We start from the raw sequence: 19,950 nt of genomic DNA, 5'->3' as shown, positions 1-19,950 counted from the left end.
TTGTTTGCTCAAAAGTAAGCTTTTCTTTTTGCTTTACTTTAAAGACTTGTTTCCTGAAATCTAATGAATATGCCATACTGCAAAATACAAAAAATATGACAAATTACAATGATTTAGCTATAATTTAGCAAGTACAAACCGAAGATTTTCGTAAGTAGGCGAGTACTAGCAATGAATTATACACGGCTTAGCATCTGAACTAATTCTATTATTACTCGTGATGAAGTGATATTGTTTTTTCAGAAAGCTCTAAAAAACGAGCGGCATTATTATACAGAATATCCCTTTTCTCATCATCGGATAAGAATGGGGTATCATTTACAGTCTTTACAGCAATCGAAACAGCCTTTGGCCATAACATCTGATCCGTTCCAAACATAATTCTTTTACCAAATCCAGCGTCGATCAATTGTTTGAGTGCAGAATAGAAGGCCTTTTTTGGTAGAGCCCATGTTAAAACACCTATGTCAGTATACAGTTGGGGGTAGATGTACATCATGGCAATAGTTTCAGAAATGTAAGGCCAGCCAGCATGTGCTATGAAAGCTTTAAGCTTAGGATGTTTAACCAAAACAGGTTCAAATAGTGTTGGTTTTCCCAGTGTGGTTCTAAATTTGGGAGCAAAGGAGTGTGGTCCACCTGGAGGACCAAGACCAGTGTGCAGGCATACGGGTATTCCCTTGTCTTCGGCAACTTGGTAGTAAGGTTCCATCATTGCGTCATTAGGCGTAATTCCGAAATATTGGAGTCCTAATTCACCAAGAGCATTCACTTTATTTTTATCAAAATATACCTTTAAAGAATCTGGGCTCAAAATCGGCTTACCTTTTTCATTCGTTTGAATTCCTGTAAGAAACAACTCAGGTTGAGATTGTTTCCAGATTGTAAGCGCTTTCATGGAAGAACTGCTGGTAAGTGCGAGCTTAATATTGTTTTTCTCCATCTCTTCAAGAACATTTTGAAAATGAATCGCCGCATTTTCTGGGGAGATTAATTCTTTGGCATAGGATTCACCTGCCCATGAAGCCTTTAGATTTGGAACAACTTCTTGGTATGCATGTAAATGAATATCTATGATTGGAAGTTTGGATTCTTGTGAATAACAATGGATACTAATTATCAGCAGAAGAACTAGGTAATATTTTTTCATGGTTTATTCCGTTTTGATGCTAATGTATAAATAAAGTTCTGTTTCAATAAACTTTATCGGGTGTTAAACGAAATTATAGATTTTTTCTATCAAAGTCAAGAAAATATATTTTGAAAGGCACAAAAAAAAGCGCCCATTCAGGCGCTTTTCAAAAAATATAAATCGTTTTTTTAGAATTGATAACGAATACCAAGAGCAATATCAAAATCTAAATCATTGTTATTATATGCATCATCACCAAAACCAATTTCTGGTCTAAAATCTAGCGATAATAACAACGGAATATCAAAATTGTATTCAATACCAATATCACCAGCAGCAAAAACAAAGGTATCTGTAATATCGCTACCTCCAGGAACATTAACGCTAAACGATCCTAAACCACCACCAGCACCAACATACCAGTTAAAATTACCATCTAATAGCATAACCCATTGGTATAACCCGGCAATTTTAAAGCCATCATAATTATTACCATCTCTCCATCCTAAATCTAATTCTAAACGGTTATTTTCGCCTAAAGCATGTTGGTAAGATATTTCGGCTCCAAAACCATCGCTATCACCTAAACGTAGTCCAAGAGCATTTTTAGAAATCTCTTGTGCACTTGCAGCAAATATAAATCCTAATATTGCAATCGATAATAAAAATAATTTTTTCATAATTTAAAGTTTTGTTGTTTAATTTTATTTTGACACTATTTATATAAATACGTCACTTTTTGTAATTCAGATTTTTTTCGCAAAAACAATGCCATTTCTTATTTAAAATAAATGTAATAAAATGCCCTTTTTTCTTTAGATATGAAATTGTATAACACCAAATTGTAATTATATTTAACTTCTTGTTAGATTTGAAATAATATTAATAAAAACATGAGCTTAACGCCACATTTACAGACTTTAGCGAAAAATCTATCTGGAGAGTTTTTTTACGATGACTTAATAAAATCGATTTATGCCACTGATGCATCTGTTTATAGAATCTTGCCTTTGGCTATAGCGTACCCTAAAAACAATGCAGATATTAAGGAGCTTGTTAAGTTTGCAAAAGCACATAAAACCTCGTTAATACCAAGAACTGCAGGTACTTCGTTAGCAGGACAATGTGTTGGAAAAGGTATTGTGGTTGATGTTTCTAAACATTTTACAAAAATTTTAGATATTAATGAGAAAGCGCAAACCGTTACGGTGCAACCTGGAGTTGTTCGCGATCAACTAAATAACTACCTAAAACCGTTTGGGTTGCTTTTTGGGCCTAATACATCAACCTCTAACCGCTGTATGATTGGGGGAATGGTTGGCAATAACTCATCGGGCACAACTTCTATTCAATATGGTGTAACTCGTGATAAAGTACTAGAAATGCATACCATTTTAAGTGATGGTAGTGAAGTTGTTTTTGGTGAGGTGTCTTCTGAAGCGTTTAAAAAGAAAGCAAGTGAAGATTCATTAGAAGGCCATATTTATAAAAAGATTTATGATGAACTCAATTCTGAAACCGTTCAAAAGAATATAAAAGAAAACTTTCCTAAACCAGAAATTCATCGTAGAAATACAGGTTACGCAATAGATGAGCTATTAAAGTCGAACATATTTTCAGATACTTCTGAAAACTTTAATATGTGTAAACTACTTTCTGGTAGCGAAGGGACTTTGGCGTTTACAACTCAAATAACTTTAAAATTAGATAAGCTACCGCCACAAGAAAGTATTATGGTTGCGGCGCATTTTAAAAGTATAGAAAACTGCTTAAATGTTGTTGAGTTGGTTATGAAGCATAATTTGTACACTTGCGAAATGATGGATAAAACCATTTTAGATTGTACAAAACACAACAAAACGCAACAAGAAAACAGGCAGTTTATAGAAGGCGATCCAATGGCTATTTTGATGTGCGAAGTTAAAGCTGATAGGTTAGATGAAGTAAAAATTTTAGCAGATAATTTAGTTTCAGATATTGAAAAATCAGGTTTAAGTTACGCCTTCCCAAAACTTTTAGGAAATGATATTGACAAAGCTAATAATTTGCGTAGTGCAGGTTTAGGTTTGTTAGGAAATATTATTGGCGACAAAAAATCGGCTGCATGTATTGAGGATACCGCAGTAGCATTACCAGACTTGTCTGCTTACATTTCTGAGTTTACCCAACTTATGAAAGATTACAAGCAAGAAGCAATTTATTATGCGCATGCTGGTGCTGGCGAGTTACATTTGCGACCTATTTTAAATTTAAAAAAGAAGGAAGATGTCGTGTTGTTTAGAAAAATAACAACCGACGTGGCTCATTTAGTAAAGAAATATAAAGGCTCGATGAGTGGCGAACATGGTGATGGTATTGTGAGAGCTGAGTTTATTCCGTTAATGATTGGTGATAAGAATTACAAAATTATTAAACGTATAAAAACCGCTTTTGATGCTGATAGCATATTTAACCCAGGGAAGATTGTTGATGCTTTTCCGATGGATGAATGCTTAAGATACATTCCTGGTAGAGAAGAACCTAAGATTGAAACACTTTTAGATTTTTCTAAATCTCAAGGTATTCTGCGTGAAGCCGAAAAATGTAATGGCTCTGGCGATTGCCGAAAATTACCAGAATTTGGTGGTACCATGTGTCCAAGTTATAGAGCCACAAGAAACGAAAAAGATACAACACGGGCGCGTGCTAATGCGCTGCGTGAGTTTTTAACAAACTCGACCAAGAAAAATAAGTTTAACCATAAAGAGCTTAAAGAGGTTTTTGACCTCTGTTTAAGCTGTAAAGCTTGCGCAAGCGAATGCCCAAGTAGTGTTGATGTGGCTAGTTTAAAAGCAGAGTTTCAGTATCAATATCAAAAGGCAAATGCGGTGTCTTTAAGGACTAAATTATTTGCTTATAATAATAGACTAAATAATTTTGGAAGTAACTTTCCTAAACTTTTAAATTTTGTGTTTTCAAATGGTTTTACATCGTCTGTTTTAAAAATATCTTTTGGAATCGCTAAGGAAAGAAGCTTGCCTTTAATTTCAAACAAAAGTTTAAGTAGATATTATCAGGATTTTAAACTGATTAGAAATAAGGGTAATTATATTAAAAAGGTTTATTTCTTTAATGATGAGTTTACTAATTATTTAGACACGCCTATAGGAATTGATACTTTAGAACTTTTAAAAAGTTTAAATTATTTTGTTGAAATTATTGATAGCGAAGAATCTGGTCGTGCCTTTTTATCAAAAGGACTACTTGAACAAGCTAAAAATTTTGCTAATAAAAATGTTGAGATTTTTAAAGATAGAATATCAGCAGAAACTCCTTTAATAGGAATTGAGCCTTCAGCAATTTTCACCTTTAAAGATGAATATTTAAAATTAGCAGACGATAAAGCTTCTGCAGAAGCGATAGCAAAAAACACGTTTTTAATTGAAGAATTCATTCAAAAAGAAATAGAATTGGGAAATATAACTCCAGATCAATTCACTTTAGAAGAAAAAACGATTAAATTCCATGGGCATTGTCACCAAAAGGCCATGAGTAATCAATTGTCTAGTTTTATGGTTTTAAATATGCCCAAAAACTACAAAGTAACAATTATTCCAAGTGGGTGTTGTGGAATGGCAGGAAGTTTTGGTTACGAAAAAGAACATTACCAACTAAGTATGCAAGTGGGTGAGCAAACCTTGTTTCCAGCGGTTAGAAAAGCTCTAGAAAACACAATTATATCAGCAAACGGAACGAGCTGTAGGCATCAAATTAAAGACGGAACACAAAGAGAAGCTAAGCATCCTATAACTATTTTAAAAGAAGCACTTATTTAGTAGAGCTTTTAGTATGCAGTTTGCAGTCTCAGTTTACAATTAAGTTACTTTTTAGTCATGCCGATATGAGGTACGATAGAGACATCACATTATTTATCAAACCTATCTCGATAATTATGCAATTTCTCTCTACGTTCGAAATGACAACTTGCTTCAAAATTGTTTTTAATAATATAAAACTTTGAGTCTTAGCGCCTTTGAGTGATTAAAAGTTTACATGTTTTGATGGCTTATCATCGGCCGTCAGCCTCCCGTCATCAAACCCTTTTTTAACAAAACACAATTTCAATTTCCATATGTCTTAGAATAGATTTATTTTAGCATCAAATTTTAATTATGGCAGGTAACTCATTTGGAAAACTATTCAATTTAACAACTTATGGAGAATCCCATGGACCAGCTTTAGGTGGTATAATAGACGGATGTCCCCCAGGAATTGAGTTAGATTTAGAAGCTATTCAAAACGAATTGAATAGAAGAAAACCAGGGCAGTCAGCCATAGTTACACAACGTAAAGAACCAGACACTGTTAAATTTCATTCAGGCATTTTCGAAGGTAAAACAACAGGGACTTCTATAGGTTTTGTAATAGAAAACACCAATCAAAAATCGCACGATTATACTCATATAAAAGATAGTTACAGACCAAGTCATGCAGATTATGTGTACGATAAAAAATATGGTTTTAGAGATTATCGTGGTGGTGGCCGTAGTTCTGCACGCGAGACAGCTTGTAGAGTAGTTGCAGGAGCCATAGCAAAGCAAATGCTAAAGAGTATAGAAATTACCGCTTACGTTTCTTCCGTTGGTACGATGAAACTTAATAAGCCTTATACCGAATTAGACTTAACAAAAGCAGAATTAAATATTGTACGTTGTCCAGATGAAACAATGGCTTCAAAGATGGAAACTTACATTAAAGAAGTGCGTAGTAAAGGCGATACTGTTGGTGGCGTTGTAAGTTGCGTTATAAAAAATGTACCAGTTGGTTTAGGTGAACCGGTTTTCGATAAATTACATGCAGAATTAGGTAAAGCTATGCTTTCAATAAACGCAGTAAAAGGTTTTGAATATGGTAGTGGATTCCATGGTAGCACCATGTATGGAAGCGATCACAACGATGCTTTTAATAGCGATGGTACAACAAAAACCAATTATTCAGGCGGCATTCAGGGCGGTATTAGTAATGGCATGGATATTTATTTTAGTGTTGCATTTAAACCTGTTGCTACCTTAATTCAGAAATACAAAACCATAGATAAATCTGGAAACATCCTAGAAATGCAAGGCAAAGGCAGACACGATCCTTGTGTTGTGCCTAGAGCAGTTCCTATTGTAGAAGCTATGGCTGCTTTAGTCTTGGCCGATTTTCATTTGCTGAATAAAATTTATAGTTAGATTTTTTTAAAAGCTATTTCCCACTTGAAATTTATCCTGAGCGAAGTCGAAGGGTTATATCTTTTTTGTGCTAAACTTGTTTCAGTATCTTACTAAAACAAGTTATAAATATTATTAATTTATTTTTTTCATTAAGTAAACAATTGTTTGACACAAAAAAGAGTGCTGTATCAATCGTGGCTAGATTATCTGCAAGAATTTGTTTCTTTACCAATGCAAAACCTATTTATGTAATTCAATAAATAAAAAGTTTAAATTACTTATATTGTAATTCACAATTTAGAACTAAAAATATTTTATGAAAAAACTAGCACTACACTGGAAAATTATAATAGGAATGGTTTTGGGAATCATTTTTGGTTTCATCATGAATACTATTAATGGAGGTAAAGGCTTTGTTACCGATTGGATTGCCCCTTTTGGTACCATATTTATTAATCTTTTAAAGCTTATTGCTGTACCATTAATATTGGCATCTTTAATTAAAGGAATTTCAGACTTAAAAGATATTTCTAAAATAAAATCAATGGGTTTACGTACCATTTTAATTTATTTAGGTACAACATTGGTTGCTGTAATTATTGGATTAGGTATTGTAAATCTGGTTAAACCAGGTAAGGGTATGCCTCAAGATACTATTGAAAAAATTAAGATAAAATATGCAAATGATATAGGTGTTACCGATAAGTTAGCTAAGGCAGCGGCACAAAAAGATACTGGACCATTACAAGCATTAGTTGATATATTTCCAAGTAATATTTTTAAGGCCTTTGCCGAAGCATCAATGTTACAGATTATTTTCTTTTCTATACTTGTTGGTATTTGTTTATTATTAATTGGCAAAAAAAAGGCAAAACCTTTGGTTAAGTTTTTCGATTCACTAAACGAAGTCGTCATGAAAATGGTAGATTTAATAATGCTGTTTGCGCCTTATGCTGTATTTGCTTTATTAGCTAATGTTATTATAGCTTTTGATGATACCGAAATATTAGTAAAACTATTATTATATGCATTTTGTGTTGTTGGTGGTTTAATTTTACTAATTGGCTTCTATCTTATGTTAGTAACTGTTTATACAAAAAAATCGCCAATGTGGTTTTTAAAGCAAATTAGTCCAGCACAACTATTAGCATTTTCAACTAGTAGTAGTGCTGCAACATTGCCGGTTACTATGGAACGTGTTGAAGAGCACATAGGTGTAGATAAAGAAGTTTCTGGTTTTGTATTGCCTGTTGGTGCTACGGTAAATATGGATGGTACTAGTTTGTATCAAGGCATTGCTGCAGTATTTATTATGCAGGTTATTTGGCCAGAAGGACTAACATTTACCAATCAACTAGTTATTATTTTTACAGCAGTTTTAGCCTCTATAGGAAGCGCAGCTGTACCAAGCGCAGGTATTGTAATGCTTGTTATTGTATTAGAATCTATTGGCTTTCCGGCAGAGTTATTGCCTATAGGCATAGCCCTTATTTTTGCTGTAGACAGACCTTTAGACATGTGTAGAACCGTTGTAAATGTTACGGGTGATGCCACGGTTTCAATGATAGTTGCTAAATCTTTAGGTAAATTGCATGATCCGCAGCCTAAAGAATGGGACGATCATTACGATGAAGTGAAATAAAATTTTTAAATTTAACTACAATTAAAAAAAGTTAAAATGAATATATGTTTTATAATGTATCCTTGGGATAAAATTGATGCAGATAATGATACTTCATTAGCATTGATTAAAGAATGTGTAAAACGTAAACATGGTGTTGCCATGTGTACACCAGCTAATTTAACTATTAGAAATAGCGTAACAACTGCTAATTGCACTGTTATAAATAGAATGGAGAAAACACCTTCTTCATTAAAATCGTTTTATAATAAAGCCGATTTACGAGAGGAAATGTTACCACTTGCTGGATTTGATGTTATTTTTTTTAGAGCAAATCCGCCGTTAGATCCTATTATGCTAAATTTTTTAGATTCGGTTAAAGACGATGTTTTTATAATGAATTCGCTTCAAGGTATGCGAGAAGCTAATAATAAATTATACACCGCCGCTTTTGGTGATGCGCATAGTAACATTATACCAGCAACTCACGTATCAAAAAGCAAAAATTATTTAATTAAACAAATTAAAGAATCTAAAGCAGATAAAATGATTTTAAAACCACTTAATGGGTATGGTGGTTCTGGAGTTATTCTTATTGAAAAATCTGCGATGAGTAATATTAATTCTTTGTTAGATTTTTATATAACAAGTGGCGACGGATCATCAAATTATGTAATTCTTCAAGATTATATTGAAGGTGCAGATGAAGGTGATGTTCGTATTTTATTGCTAAATGGTGAACCTGTTGGAGCCATGAAACGTGTTCCAGGAAAAGAAGATCATCGCTCTAATGTTTCTGCTGGCGGAAGTGTACAAAGACATACTCTAACAAAAGCAGAAAAAGCATTATGTAAGCAAATAGGTCCTAAACTAGTGAACGATGGATTGTATTTTGTGGGTATTGATGTTATTGGTGGTAAATTAGTTGAGGTAAATGTGATGTCTCCTGGAGGAATTACATACATTAATAAAGTTTATAAGTTAAAAACTAAAGTTGAAGAAAAGGTGGTAGACTTTTTAGAGATGAAGGTTGTTGATAAACTTCAAGCTTTTGATAGGCGTACAAGATTGCGTAAAGCTGTACAAGATGCTTAATTTGGGTAACTCGTTAATTCTTTTTAATGAATTCTGAAATTTTAATTTCACAACCCATTGTTTCCGTTGAGTGGCTTCATAAAAATTTGAATGCCAAAAATCTTGTGATTTTAGATGGAACAATTGCAAAAACTTTTGATGTGAATTATTCGCAAATTCCGAATACTAGATTTTTTGATACAAAGCAGAAGTTTAGCGATGTTTCTAATCCGTTTCCAAGTGCATTTCCTTCAGCACAACAATTTCAAAAAGAAGCTAGAAATTTAGGTATTAATAGCAATAGTGTTATTGTGGTTTACGACGATAAAGGTATCTATTCCAGTCCTCGTGTTTGGTGGCTATTTAAAGCTTTTGGGTATAATAATGTAGCGGTTTTAAATGGAGGGTTTCCAGCTTGGATAAAAGCAGAATATCCTACTGAGCCCATGCAGAATTATTCAGGTAAAGCAGGTGATTTTGTTGCAAAGCTTCAGCCAAAATTTATGCAGTTTTTTAAAGATGTGGTTGAGGCATCAAAAAACAAAACACATTGTATTATTTATGCACGTTCCTCAGCTCGATTTAATTGTTTAGAGCCAGAACCTAGAGCAGGATTACGAAGTGGAACAATTCCAAATTCAAAGAATATCCCGTTTAAAACGCTTTTAAATAACGCCGGTTTATTAAAATCTAAAGAAAAATTAAAAACCATTTTTTCAGAACTGATTAGTGAAGATGATGCTGTTATTTTTTCTTGTGGTTCTGGAATTACAGCTTGTGTTTTAGCTTTAGGGGCAGAAATTTCTGGATATAAAAATATAGCCGTTTATGATGGTTCGTGGACAGAATGGGGTAGTTTAGTTAAAGCTTAAGTCATGGAAAAACTTTCAATAAAAGCCATAATTAGTAAAATTAATAAAGAAGAAACTTTTGAAGCGGTATCTTCAGATTATTCATTTACTATAAAAATAGAGGCGTATGTGCCTTATGCTTGTGCTGCTATTCATAACGGGCATCAATTTAGAAAAGAGCTTTGGGAGAATTGTATGCATACCGAATACGATCGTTGGTACGAAGAAGACCCTGAAACTAAAAACATGATACAATTACACCCTATTGTTATTGCTGGATGCGACTCGCGTTTTGAGTACGACTTAAACCGATCACCTGAAGATGCTGTTTTTGTTACTGCTTGGGGAAAACAATTATGGCGCCAACCGCTTTCGGAAGCCTTGACAGATAAAAGCCTTAGAAAGCACAACAATTTTTATAAAGTGGTGCATACTTTGATTTCGGTTTTAGAATCTAAATTCGGATTTTGCACCGTTTACGATATGCATAGTTACAATTGGAAGCGTTGGGATAGGGAAGTGCCAACATGGAATTTAGGCACAAGCAATGTGGATAATAACCGATTTGGAGATGTTATTGAAGATTGGAGACAAAGTCTTTCAGAAATTCAATTTCCTAATAGCATAGAATCAACGGCTTTAATAAATGATACTTTTCAAGGGAATGGATATTTTTTAAAATATATTACGCAGAACTTTAAAAATACCTTAGTTTTGGCAACCGAAATTGCAAAAGTGTATTGCGATGAATACAAACAGATTGTCTTTCCAGAAGTTGTAAAAACTGTTGAGGAAGAACTAAAAACTAGGATACCAAAGCATGCGCAAGCTGTTTACAATAGATTTAAAAGATAGTTTATGAAGATTGAAGATTCTGTGGCTTCAAAAGCACTTTTAGAGATCGATAATAATATCGATGCACTTGTAAAGCAAATTGAATTGCTAAGCTATGTAAATCCTACAAATATTGAAGAGGAGAAAGCACGTTTTTTTGCTTCTAAATACCTTACTGACCCCATTTTTAAATACCCTAATATCAATTTTGATAAATTTAAACTTCATAGGGAGCTGTTTACACAACCTTTAGAGCGTATTGAGGATGAAGCCATAAGAAACCTTTACGAAGATATTATTTATGCCTATTCGGGCTTAATTCAATGTATCGAGAATATTGGTAATGGTAAACAGTTTTACTTTAATAGTCTGCATTGTTTTGGTACGCCAACAGAAAATGATGTGGAAAATGCTAAATTCATTCTTCATTTTGAAGACGAAAACAGAACTTTAGAGAAGTTTCAACCAAAATATAGCGCTAAAGCGTCTGAAGTATTTTTCAAAGATTTTTCAAAGAAATACGACTTTAGTTATAACATAGATTATTCCGATAAGATTTCGGCCATTGCCATGGTTTTAAATAATATTAAAACTTTGGTTTTAAATACAAATCATATTTACTCTGAAAACGAAATTGCAATTTTAACCAATCATGAAATTGGGGTGCATATGGTTACTACCATGAATGGTTTATTGCATCCGCTAAAGATATTTTCGCATGGGTTTCCTAATAATGAAGAAACCCAAGAAGGATTAGCTGTGTTTTCAGAATATATGAGTAATAATTTAACGGTAACGCGACTTAAAGAATTAGCTTATCGTGTAATTGCAGTAGATAGTTTAGCAAAAGGCTATCCGTTTTCTAGAACCTTTAGGCTGTTGCATAATCAGTATGATTTAGATAGAGAAACAGCTTTTTATATTACACTTAGAGCGCATCGAGGTGGCGGGTTTACGAAAGATTATTTGTACTTAACAGGACTTAAAAAAGTTTATGATTATTACCATTCTGGTAAAGACATGAGTCTGCTATTAACAGGTAAAGTATCACTAGAATACGTAAATGAGATAGAATCTTTAATACAAAAAGAATTAGCTGTTCCTTCAAAACATATTACTGATGCTTATGCTGAAAATAGTAACACCAATAAAACGGTAGATTTTATTTTGAGGAGTTTGAAGTAGGTTTTTTTCAGGTTTGTTGTCGATACCCCATTTTATTTAAATATTAAATTAAAAGAGGCTGTATTTACTTTTTAGACAGCCTCTTTTAATTTATTTGAATGTGTAAATCTAATTAACTATAAGTTTACTTATAGCTTTTTTACCATTCTCCTCTGCTTTTAAGATATATAGACCAGAGTTCAAATTAGAAATATCTACTGATTCTTTATTTCTAATAGACTTGCTTAAAACCATTTTTCCCATTACATCATATAGCCCTATATTTTTTACTGAGTTTTCTCTAGTAGATATAAAGAATTCTCCGTTGCTTACAGGGTTCGGATAAACACTAAAACCTTCAATTTCATCCTTAGCGACAGACAATTGTGGCGTGCCCACTTCAAAATAAACATCATTATCTCCAACTTCTTGACCATTTATATAGGCTAGAATGACCACTTCATAGGCTGTGTCATCTGAAACTGGAATTGATACAGTATCTCCGTTAACATTATTCCCTGTAATAGGGGTTCCTCCATTTACAATTATATCAATACTATCTGCATTACCTGCTACAGTATACGTAACATCTACGGTGCCTACACCATTTGAGAAGTTTGTAGTAGGAGCTGAAATTGTAATCTCTGGTAATAGATCTATATTATCAACAAGTGCAAGATATTCAAATACAATGTCTTCTTCTGCATCAGATAATCCAGTAAAAGTAAACCGTATATCAATTTCTGTTTCTGTTGTAGTTGTTATTCCGAAATCAAATTCATTAACATTGTTGGTGATCTGAACTCCATTATTACTGTCACTTGAACTAATTTGTGGAGCAGTATCTGTACCAGTCCCAGCTATAGAAAACAAGGTCGTCCATGCACCATTGTCCAGGCGATATTCAATTACTATAGAATCATCAGCGTCCCAATCTTCGGTTGCACCAGGACCCTTGTCTTCTGCAATTCCAATAGCAAAAGTTAAATTCGTTTTTCCTGTTATATCTAAATCATTGTATGTAATCGTTGCAGGTGAAGCAGAAAGTTGTCTTGCTCCAAAAAAAGGAAAGTCTGTAGCCATCAACTCCACATCAGCGTAAGTTTCAGTTGTCATTCCAAAATATTGTGTAGAACTCGTTATATACTCTCCAGAAGTTGAATATTCCTGAGTACCATCAAACTCATCTATAAGAATAATACTTTGAGAAAATGTGACTGTAGAAAATAATAATGCAGTTAAATAAAGGTATTTTTTTTTCATAAATTTAATTATTTAAGTTAAGTTCAAGCAAAACTATGAAAAATAATTATATAATCAATAATGCTTTTCTTGTCCTGTTATATAAGTTATTAAAGTGTTATAAACACTTTAATATCTTACTCAGCTAGTATTAATATTCTGAATTTATCATGCTAATTACTCTCAAATATGCATTGTTTTAAGGATTTATATCATGACGTTAAACAAATTTGTAAATAACTTTTTACAAAGTTGTATTTATAAATATGCTCACCTTAAAAACCTATTCTTCAATTCTGGTGTAGGAATCATACAAGCATCTTTTTTACCATACCATTTGTATCGGTTTTTGGCAATATAATCGTAAACCCAATTACGTATAAATGGTGGAATAACAAAAAACATACCCATTAAGTTTTGAGGAAAACCTAGTTGTGAAGCAATTTTTAAAGCCGCTGTACTTTTGTAATCAATACCTTTATCTGGAGTATAAAGTAAAATGGAATCTATTTTTTTTGTATCAATATTATAAGTTTCAACGATCTCTTTCCCAGCATTACTCTGCAAGGCAGTGAACATAAATTGATTTTGTTTGTCGTGTTTAATAACATATTGCACGCTTGAGTTGCATAAGTTGCAAACACCATCAAAAAGGATTACTTTTTTATCTCTAGGAATAGCAAAATTCATACTGCAAAGATACCACTTTACAGGTTATTTAAGAACTAATTTAAGTCTGCATTTTATTTAGTTTCAACCAATTCTAATTGCTCTAAGCTTATACTAGTAGTAAATATACCGTAGTTTACAACCGCTTTGTTTTTTTCTATTTTGTCAATACTACCAATGGCACGCCCATCTTCCATCCTTACCCGATCACCAACTTTTAAAACAGGTTTTGGCTTAGGTGCTTCTATAGCTTTTTGTTTAGCTACTTTTTTCTTTTTTCTTATTACCGCTACTTTTTTTTCGACTTCTTTTTTTACTTGTATTTCTTTGGCTTTAATTATTTTTTTTGCTTTCGCGGAAACTTTTTTACGTTTTGAATTTTCTATTTGAACAAGTTTAAAGAGTTCGTCCATTAGCACTCTCTTTTGTTTTTTTTCAAAATACTTTTCGGCTAAATCGTTTAATTTTTGTCCTAAATAAATCAACCGTTGATTGTTATCGTACAGCTCCTGATAGTTTTCTAGTTTTTTTTGAATTTTAGCATTAATTTCTTCTAGTTTATCGGCTTCTTCAATCTTTTTCTTTTCGTTTTGTCTTAACGATTGTCCTGTTTTTTCTAATTTTGAACGTTCTTTTTGAAGTTTTGCTATGGTTGCATCAAAACGCACTTTGCTGCGTTCAATTTTCTTTTTAGCACGATTAATTAGGCTGTATGGAATGCCATTTTTTTGTGCCACTTCAAACGTAAAACTACTTCCAGCTTGACCTATAACCAATTTAAAAAGGGGGTCTAAAGTGCGTTCGTCAAACAACATGTTGGCGTTAAGCATATGTGGTAATTCGTTTGCTAATATTTTTAAGTTGGAATAATGGGTTGTTATAATGCCAAACGCTTCACGATGGTAAAATTCTTCTAAAAAGGTTTCAGCTAGAGCACCACCAAGTTCGGGATCGCTTCCTGTTCCAAATTCGTCAATTAAAAAAAGCGTGTTTTTGTTGCATTTTTTTAAAAAATAATTCATTTGCTTTAAGCGGTAACTATATGTGCTTAAATGGTTTTCAATAGATTGGTTATCGCCAATATCACTTAAAATTCTATCAAATAAACATACTTTACTACGCTCGTGCACAGGAATTAATAAGCCACTTTGTAGCATAACTTGCAATAGTCCAACAGTTTTTAACGTAATACTTTTACCGCCGGCATTGGGACCAGAAATGACAATAATTCTGCTGTCTTGTTTTAGTTTTATGGTTTGCGGAAATGTGGTTTCTTTCTTTTCTAAATTGGTTAAATAGAGCAGTGGGTGATACGCATCTCTCAAAAACATACTTCGGTCCTCAGAAATTTCAGGAAGAATTCCATTCATAGATTTGGCGTATTTCGCTTTCGCGGAAATTACATCCATATCAATTAAAAAGTTTTGATATTGTTCTAGCAATGGTAAAAACGGACGAATATAATTAGTAACTTCTTTTAAAATTCTAATAACTTCTTCGTGTTCTTCGTATTCTAAATTATTGAGTTCGCGCGAATGTTGTAAAGTGGTTTCGGGCTCGATATAAACAATGCTGCCTGTTTTGCTGCCGCCCATAATGGCGCCTTTAACTTTACGCCGGTACATCGCTTTTACGGCTAACACACGTTTGTTCTCGACTACAGATTCTCGGATATCATCTAAATACTCAAGATTGTGGTAGGTGTTTAAAGCAGACGAGAAACTCGCATTTATTTTACCTTTTATTTTGTTTATGCTTTGTCGTAAATCAAAAAGTAATGTTGAAGCATTGTCTTTTATATCACCAAAACGATCTACAATAGCATCTACTTTTTCTATAATAACTTTTGTTACTTCAATATGCGACGCAAATTCGTTTAGTGAAGGGTAGTATTCTTCAAACTTTTTTAAGTAATTAACAATTTCGTTTGTGGTTAGTGATATTGAAACAATTTTCTTTAGGCTATGCACTTCTAGGTAAGTGTTTTCAATGTTTAGTAGTTTTATTTCTTTAGAAATAGTGTCAAAACCATGGTTAGGAATACGATTATCGTTGTAAAAAGAAGATACATATTCATTTGTTAATTGCAAACTTGTTAGTAATTCTTCTTTTTTATTAAATGGTAAAATTTCAAGAATGCTATCGCTTCCTAACGGTGTTACACAATGTTCGCTAACTTGCTGTAAAACCGTATGGAATTCTAAATCTTGTAATGTTTTTTTATGAATGTGTATCATTCTTGTTTTATAAAAGGCTAGCAAATTTAAGTAATCTATTTGAGATGTTTTATACTGTTAAATTCCTCTTAACAAATGTTAATTAACAGTTGTGTGTTATTCTTTAACAAAATGCTAACAACTCTGATTGTGATTTGTGTATACCTTCATGTCAAAACTAAATACAATCAAAAAAATGAAAAACAGTAAACTAATCACCTTTAGCATTCTACTAGTACTCATTTTTAGTCTTAGTGCTTTTGCCCAATTAAATACACCACGTGGTAGTCAACAGGCTACAGTGTCTCAACGTGTCGGTATTTCTGATATTACAATAACTTATGCTAGACCAAGCGTTAATAATCGAGAGGTCTGGGGTAAACTGGTGCCATATGGCTTAAATTATCTAGGATTTGGAACGTCTCAACAAGCTCCATGGCGTGCAGGTGCAAACGAAAATACAACAATTACTTTTTCTCATGATGCCAAAGTTGAAGGGAAGCCAATTAAGGCAGGAACATACGGCTTTTTTGTAGAAGTTAAAGACGAAAATAATGCAACTATTATTTTATCTCACGATTATAATGCTTGGGGGAGTTATTATTATGATGCTAAAAATGATGCTCTAAGAGCAGATATTAAAACGACTTCTGTTCCTCACCATGAATTATTGACTTTTGAATTTAATAGTGTTGATAAAAACTCTACAATAGCTATGTTAGCTTGGGAGAAAAAAGGATTTCCTTTTAATGTGTCTTTTGATGTTACCAGTATTGTTGTTGATGAGTTTAAGAGTAAATCTAATGGTAGATTAGGCTTTCAAAGACAAAACTGGGAGAATATGGCACGTTTTTCTTTAGGCAATGGTGGTGATTTAAACGAAGCTTTAAAATGGATTGACGGTGCTATAGCCGGTAATTTTTACAGTCAAAAAACGTTTAATAATCTAGCGATTAAAGGACAGATACTTAATAAATTAGGAAGAACAGATGAGTATGCTGCATTAATGGACGAAGCTTCAGCTATGGCTAACACAAATCAATTAAACACATTGGGCTACCAAATGATGGCCATAAAGGATTTTAACAGAGCCCTAAAATATTTTAAATTAAATGTTTACAATAATCCAAAAAATGCTAATGTTTATGATAGTTTGGGTGAGTGTTATAAAAACATGGGAGATAAAAAGAATGCTATAAAAAACTTTAAAAAATCATTAGCACTTAATCCGCCTGCTAATGTAAAAGCTAATTCTGAAAAACATTTGAAAGAATTAGGCGTTATATAAAAAAATCATCAATCAAACTACAATCAGTTTTTAAAGGTTCAATCGATTACGGTTGAACCTTTTAACTAATATAATTCCAAATATTCTTGTATTTCCCTAGTTGTTTGTATGTTTCAAGTAATACACTGTGTTCTGGTTTAGAAAGGGCAGGGTCATTGAGAAGAGTCTTTTTAGCATAAAATCTGGCACTTTGCAAAATATTGTTATCCTTAATAATATCTGCAATTTTTAAACTTAAGACACCGCTTTGTTGCGTGCCCATAATATCTCCAGGACCACGTAAACGTAAATCAACTTCAGCAATTTCAAAACCATCATTGGTTTTAACCATAGTTTCTAAGCGGGTTTTACTATCATTGGTAAGTTTATGACTCGTCATTAAGATACAATAGCTTTGTTCTACGCCACGACCAACACGACCGCGTAGTTGGTGGAGTTGCGACAAGCCAAAACGTTCTGCGCTTTCAATAATCATAATCGAGGCATTGGGTACATTAACACCAACTTCAATAACTGTTGTTGCGACCATAATTTGGGTTTCACCTTTTATAAAACGCTGCATTTCAAAATCTTTATCTGCTGGTTTCATTTTACCATGAACAATAGATATTTGATATTTGGGCATCGGGAAATCCCTCGAAATACTTTCGTAACCATCCATCAAATCTTTGTAATCCATTGCGGAACTTTCTTTGATTAGCGGATATACAATGTAAATTTGCCTGCCTTTATCAATTTCATCTCTAATAAATCGAAAAACATTCAATCGGTTTTTGTCGTATCTATGAACCGTTTTTACAGGCTTGCGTCCTGGTGGTAATTCATCAATAATGGAGATATCTAAATCGCCATAAACAGACATGGCTAAGGTACGCGGGATAGGGGTGGCGGTCATGACTAAAATGTGTGGAGGGGTAGAAGCCCCACCAATCTCCCCAGAGGGGAGGCTTTTTAAAGTTTTTACAATATAATTAAGAACGTTATCAATATCACCGATTACTTGTTCATTGGTAAATCGAATGACTTTAAAACCAATTTCATTTAATATTTGGGTTCTTAAATCATCAGCCTCTTTTTGTTCAATTGTATTATGGTAGTCGCCATCAACTTCAATAATTAAATTTTTTTCTAAGCAAACAAAGTCAACTATCAATTCATCAATAATATATTGTCTTCTAAATTTGAAATCTAGCTTTTTATTTCTCAGACATTCCCATAAAATAGATTCTACTTGCGTGCTATTTTTTTTATTTTCAACCTGAAGTTCTATTAATAATTTATAGGTTGATGGGCGAGCAGTCATATATTTTTTGCGTATCGCTTTTGCGTCCTTCTTATGGGAGGATTGAGGAGGGCCTTTCTTCCATAATTTTGAGCGCTGAGCTACTCCAAAACGATGTTGCTCATCAATAATGGCAAGCCCTAAATTTTTAAATTTAACCTTATCTTCAAGTAGTGCGTGTGTGCCAATTAGTATTTGTAAATCGCCATTTTCTAAAGATTCGTGAATTTTTTTTCTTTCTGAAGTTTTAGTTGAACCAGTTAGTAGTTTTATTCTGATATTTAATAAGTTACATAAATCATATAATCCATTATAGTGCTGGACTGACAAAATTTCAGTCGGCGCCATTAAACAGGATTGAAAACCGTTGTCAAGTGCTATTAACATTGACATAAACGCTACTATGGTCTTCCCAGAGCCAACATCGCCTTGTAAAAGTCGATTCATTTGTGCATTACTGCCTAAATCTGCACGAATTTCTTTTAACACACGTTTCTGTGCATTGGTTAATTCGAATGGCAAATGGTTTTTAAAAAAGCTGTTAAAATAATTGCCAACTTTTTCAAAAGGAAATCCTTTGATTTTAGATTTATGAATAAGGTTTTTTATAATGAGCTGTAATTGAATGTAGAATAATTCTTCAAATTTTAATCGATATTGTGCCTTAGAAAGTAACACTTGATTTTTAGGAAAATGCACATTAAAAAGAGCTTCTCTTTTTGAGATTAATTTTAATTCTGAAAGCAAATTATCTGATAAAGTTTCTACAAATATCCCTTTAGTTTCTATAAACAATTGTTGCATGATTTTGCTTATCACACGGTTATTAATACCTTTATTTGATAATTTTTCTGTAGAAGGGTAAATGGCTTGCATACCAGAACGTAGATTTTTTTTATGTTCTTCCAGAAGTTCTAAATCTGGATGAGCCATGTTAAATTTACCATTAAACCAATTGGTTTTTCCAAAAGCAACGTAAGGTTTGTTAAGTTTTAGATTTTCTCTAATCCATTTTTGTCCTCTAAACCAAACGAGTTCCATGGTACCAGTTTCGTCTTGAAAATTTGCCACCAATCGCTTTCCTCGTTTTTGTGTAACCTCTTTAAAACCTATTATTTTACCAATAACTTGTACATCGGCATTATTACGTTGTAATTGATTGATTTTGTAATACTGTGTTCTGTCTATATATCTATTTGGAAATAGGTTGATTAAATCCTGATACGTATAAATACCCAACTCCTTGCGTAGCAAATCACCACGATTAGGGCCAACGCCTTTTAAATAATCTATTGGAGTTTGAAGGTTAACAGACATAAAAGCGAATTTAGTGTATTTCAATTAAGATTAAAAGTGCTATTTTGGTCTAATACTTGTTGTGG

Annotated in this window: 14 protein-coding genes; 8 read left to right on the top strand and 6 right to left on the bottom strand. The window is 33.0% G+C overall.

Annotated elements, in window-relative coordinates; translation table 11 throughout:
• Positions 1-211 precede the first annotated feature (211 nt).
• A complete protein-coding gene (locus L3X37_RS14040; protein WP_237240803.1) occupies positions 212-1,150 on the bottom strand; it encodes an amidohydrolase family protein in 939 nt (312 codons plus the stop codon).
• Positions 1,151-1,320: 170 nt separating this feature from the next.
• Positions 1,321-1,812 (bottom strand): porin family protein, encoded by a 492-nt coding sequence (locus L3X37_RS14035; RefSeq protein WP_237240802.1) that lies wholly within the window; start codon positions 1,810-1,812, stop codon positions 1,321-1,323.
• Positions 1,813-2,025: 213 nt separating this feature from the next.
• Between L3X37_RS14035 and L3X37_RS14030 the strand changes: the two genes are divergently transcribed.
• The 7 genes from L3X37_RS14030 (at position 2,026) to L3X37_RS14000 (ending at position 11,892) form a co-directional block, all read left to right on the top strand.
• Entirely contained in the window at positions 2,026-4,947 is a 2,922-nt protein-coding gene (locus L3X37_RS14030) for an FAD-binding and (Fe-S)-binding domain-containing protein (RefSeq protein ID WP_237240801.1), read from the top strand.
• Between the two features lie 336 nt (positions 4,948-5,283).
• Entirely contained in the window at positions 5,284-6,345 is a 1,062-nt protein-coding gene (gene aroC / locus L3X37_RS14025; protein ID WP_237240800.1) for a chorismate synthase, read from the top strand.
• A 298-nt stretch (positions 6,346-6,643) separates the two neighbouring features.
• Positions 6,644-7,969 carry a dicarboxylate/amino acid:cation symporter gene (locus tag L3X37_RS14020; protein ID WP_237240799.1) on the top strand — a complete coding sequence of 442 codons (1,326 nt, stop codon included), beginning with the start codon at positions 6,644-6,646 and terminating at the stop codon, positions 7,967-7,969.
• A gap of 36 nt (positions 7,970-8,005) precedes the next feature.
• Entirely contained in the window at positions 8,006-9,043 is a 1,038-nt protein-coding gene (gene gshB, locus L3X37_RS14015) for a glutathione synthase (RefSeq protein WP_237240798.1), read from the top strand.
• A gap of 26 nt (positions 9,044-9,069) precedes the next feature.
• Positions 9,070-9,894 (top strand): sulfurtransferase, encoded by an 825-nt coding sequence (locus L3X37_RS14010; RefSeq protein WP_237240797.1) that lies wholly within the window; start codon positions 9,070-9,072, stop codon positions 9,892-9,894.
• Between the two features lie 3 nt (positions 9,895-9,897).
• On the top strand, positions 9,898-10,728 hold the full coding sequence (locus tag L3X37_RS14005; protein WP_237240796.1) for an N-formylglutamate amidohydrolase: 831 nt from the start codon (positions 9,898-9,900) through the stop codon (positions 10,726-10,728).
• A 3-nt stretch (positions 10,729-10,731) separates the two neighbouring features.
• Complete coding sequence (locus L3X37_RS14000) at positions 10,732-11,892, top strand: peptidase MATCAP family protein (protein ID WP_237240795.1); 1,161 nt, start codon at positions 10,732-10,734, stop codon at positions 11,890-11,892.
• 108 nt (positions 11,893-12,000) lie between these two features.
• On the opposite strand, the gene L3X37_RS13995 is transcribed toward L3X37_RS14000, so the two are convergent.
• The 3 genes from L3X37_RS13995 to L3X37_RS13985 all read right to left on the bottom strand — a co-directional run bounded on the left by L3X37_RS13995 (position 12,001) and on the right by L3X37_RS13985 (position 16,019).
• Positions 12,001-13,134 carry a T9SS type A sorting domain-containing protein gene (locus tag L3X37_RS13995; RefSeq protein ID WP_237240794.1) on the bottom strand — a complete coding sequence of 378 codons (1,134 nt, stop codon included), beginning with the start codon at positions 13,132-13,134 and terminating at the stop codon, positions 12,001-12,003.
• 249 nt (positions 13,135-13,383) lie between these two features.
• Positions 13,384-13,803 carry a thiol-disulfide oxidoreductase DCC family protein gene (locus L3X37_RS13990; RefSeq protein WP_237240793.1) on the bottom strand — a complete coding sequence of 140 codons (420 nt, stop codon included), beginning with the start codon at positions 13,801-13,803 and terminating at the stop codon, positions 13,384-13,386.
• 53 nt (positions 13,804-13,856) lie between these two features.
• A complete protein-coding gene (locus L3X37_RS13985; protein WP_237240792.1) occupies positions 13,857-16,019 on the bottom strand; it encodes an endonuclease MutS2 in 2,163 nt (720 codons plus the stop codon).
• Positions 16,020-16,194: 175 nt separating this feature from the next.
• Here L3X37_RS13985 and L3X37_RS13980 point away from each other — a divergent pair, with 175 nt between their 5' ends.
• Positions 16,195-17,286 (top strand): DUF2911 domain-containing protein, encoded by a 1,092-nt coding sequence (locus tag L3X37_RS13980; RefSeq protein ID WP_237240791.1) that lies wholly within the window; start codon positions 16,195-16,197, stop codon positions 17,284-17,286.
• A gap of 61 nt (positions 17,287-17,347) precedes the next feature.
• Here L3X37_RS13980 and L3X37_RS13975 read toward each other — a convergent pair whose 3' ends face one another.
• Positions 17,348-19,885: a DUF559 domain-containing protein gene (locus L3X37_RS13975; RefSeq protein WP_237240790.1), complete on the bottom strand. Its 2,538-nt coding sequence runs from the start codon at positions 19,883-19,885 to the stop codon at positions 17,348-17,350.
• Positions 19,886-19,950: the final 65 nt, after the last annotated feature.

Source organism: Wocania arenilitoris (assembly GCF_021728535.1).
Lineage (GTDB): Bacteria > Bacteroidota > Bacteroidia > Flavobacteriales > Flavobacteriaceae > Wocania_A > Wocania_A arenilitoris.
The sequence above is the reverse complement of the archived record's forward strand: the minus strand, read 5'-3'. Positions and strand labels throughout refer to the sequence as shown.

Bases quoted from the DNA above. Each gene is read 5' to 3' on its own strand.
- L3X37_RS14040 (WP_237240803.1), bottom strand. From the start codon at position 1,150: ATGAAAAAATATTACCTAGTTCTTCTGCTGATAATTAGTATCCATTGT.
- L3X37_RS14035 (WP_237240802.1), bottom strand. From the start codon at position 1,812: ATGAAAAAATTATTTTTATTATCGATTGCAATATTAGGATTTATATTT.
- L3X37_RS14030 (WP_237240801.1), top strand. From the start codon at position 2,026: ATGAGCTTAACGCCACATTTACAGACTTTAGCGAAAAATCTATCTGGA.
- aroC (WP_237240800.1), top strand. From the start codon at position 5,284: ATGGCAGGTAACTCATTTGGAAAACTATTCAATTTAACAACTTATGGA.
- L3X37_RS14020 (WP_237240799.1), top strand. From the start codon at position 6,644: ATGAAAAAACTAGCACTACACTGGAAAATTATAATAGGAATGGTTTTG.
- gshB (WP_237240798.1), top strand. From the start codon at position 8,006: ATGAATATATGTTTTATAATGTATCCTTGGGATAAAATTGATGCAGAT.
- L3X37_RS14010 (WP_237240797.1), top strand. From the start codon at position 9,070: ATGAATTCTGAAATTTTAATTTCACAACCCATTGTTTCCGTTGAGTGG.
- L3X37_RS14005 (WP_237240796.1), top strand. From the start codon at position 9,898: ATGGAAAAACTTTCAATAAAAGCCATAATTAGTAAAATTAATAAAGAA.
- L3X37_RS14000 (WP_237240795.1), top strand. From the start codon at position 10,732: ATGAAGATTGAAGATTCTGTGGCTTCAAAAGCACTTTTAGAGATCGAT.
- L3X37_RS13995 (WP_237240794.1), bottom strand. From the start codon at position 13,134: ATGAAAAAAAAATACCTTTATTTAACTGCATTATTATTTTCTACAGTC.
- L3X37_RS13990 (WP_237240793.1), bottom strand. From the start codon at position 13,803: ATGAATTTTGCTATTCCTAGAGATAAAAAAGTAATCCTTTTTGATGGT.
- L3X37_RS13985 (WP_237240792.1), bottom strand. From the start codon at position 16,019: ATGATACACATTCATAAAAAAACATTACAAGATTTAGAATTCCATACG.
- L3X37_RS13980 (WP_237240791.1), top strand. From the start codon at position 16,195: ATGAAAAACAGTAAACTAATCACCTTTAGCATTCTACTAGTACTCATT.
- L3X37_RS13975 (WP_237240790.1), bottom strand. From the start codon at position 19,885: ATGTCTGTTAACCTTCAAACTCCAATAGATTATTTAAAAGGCGTTGGC.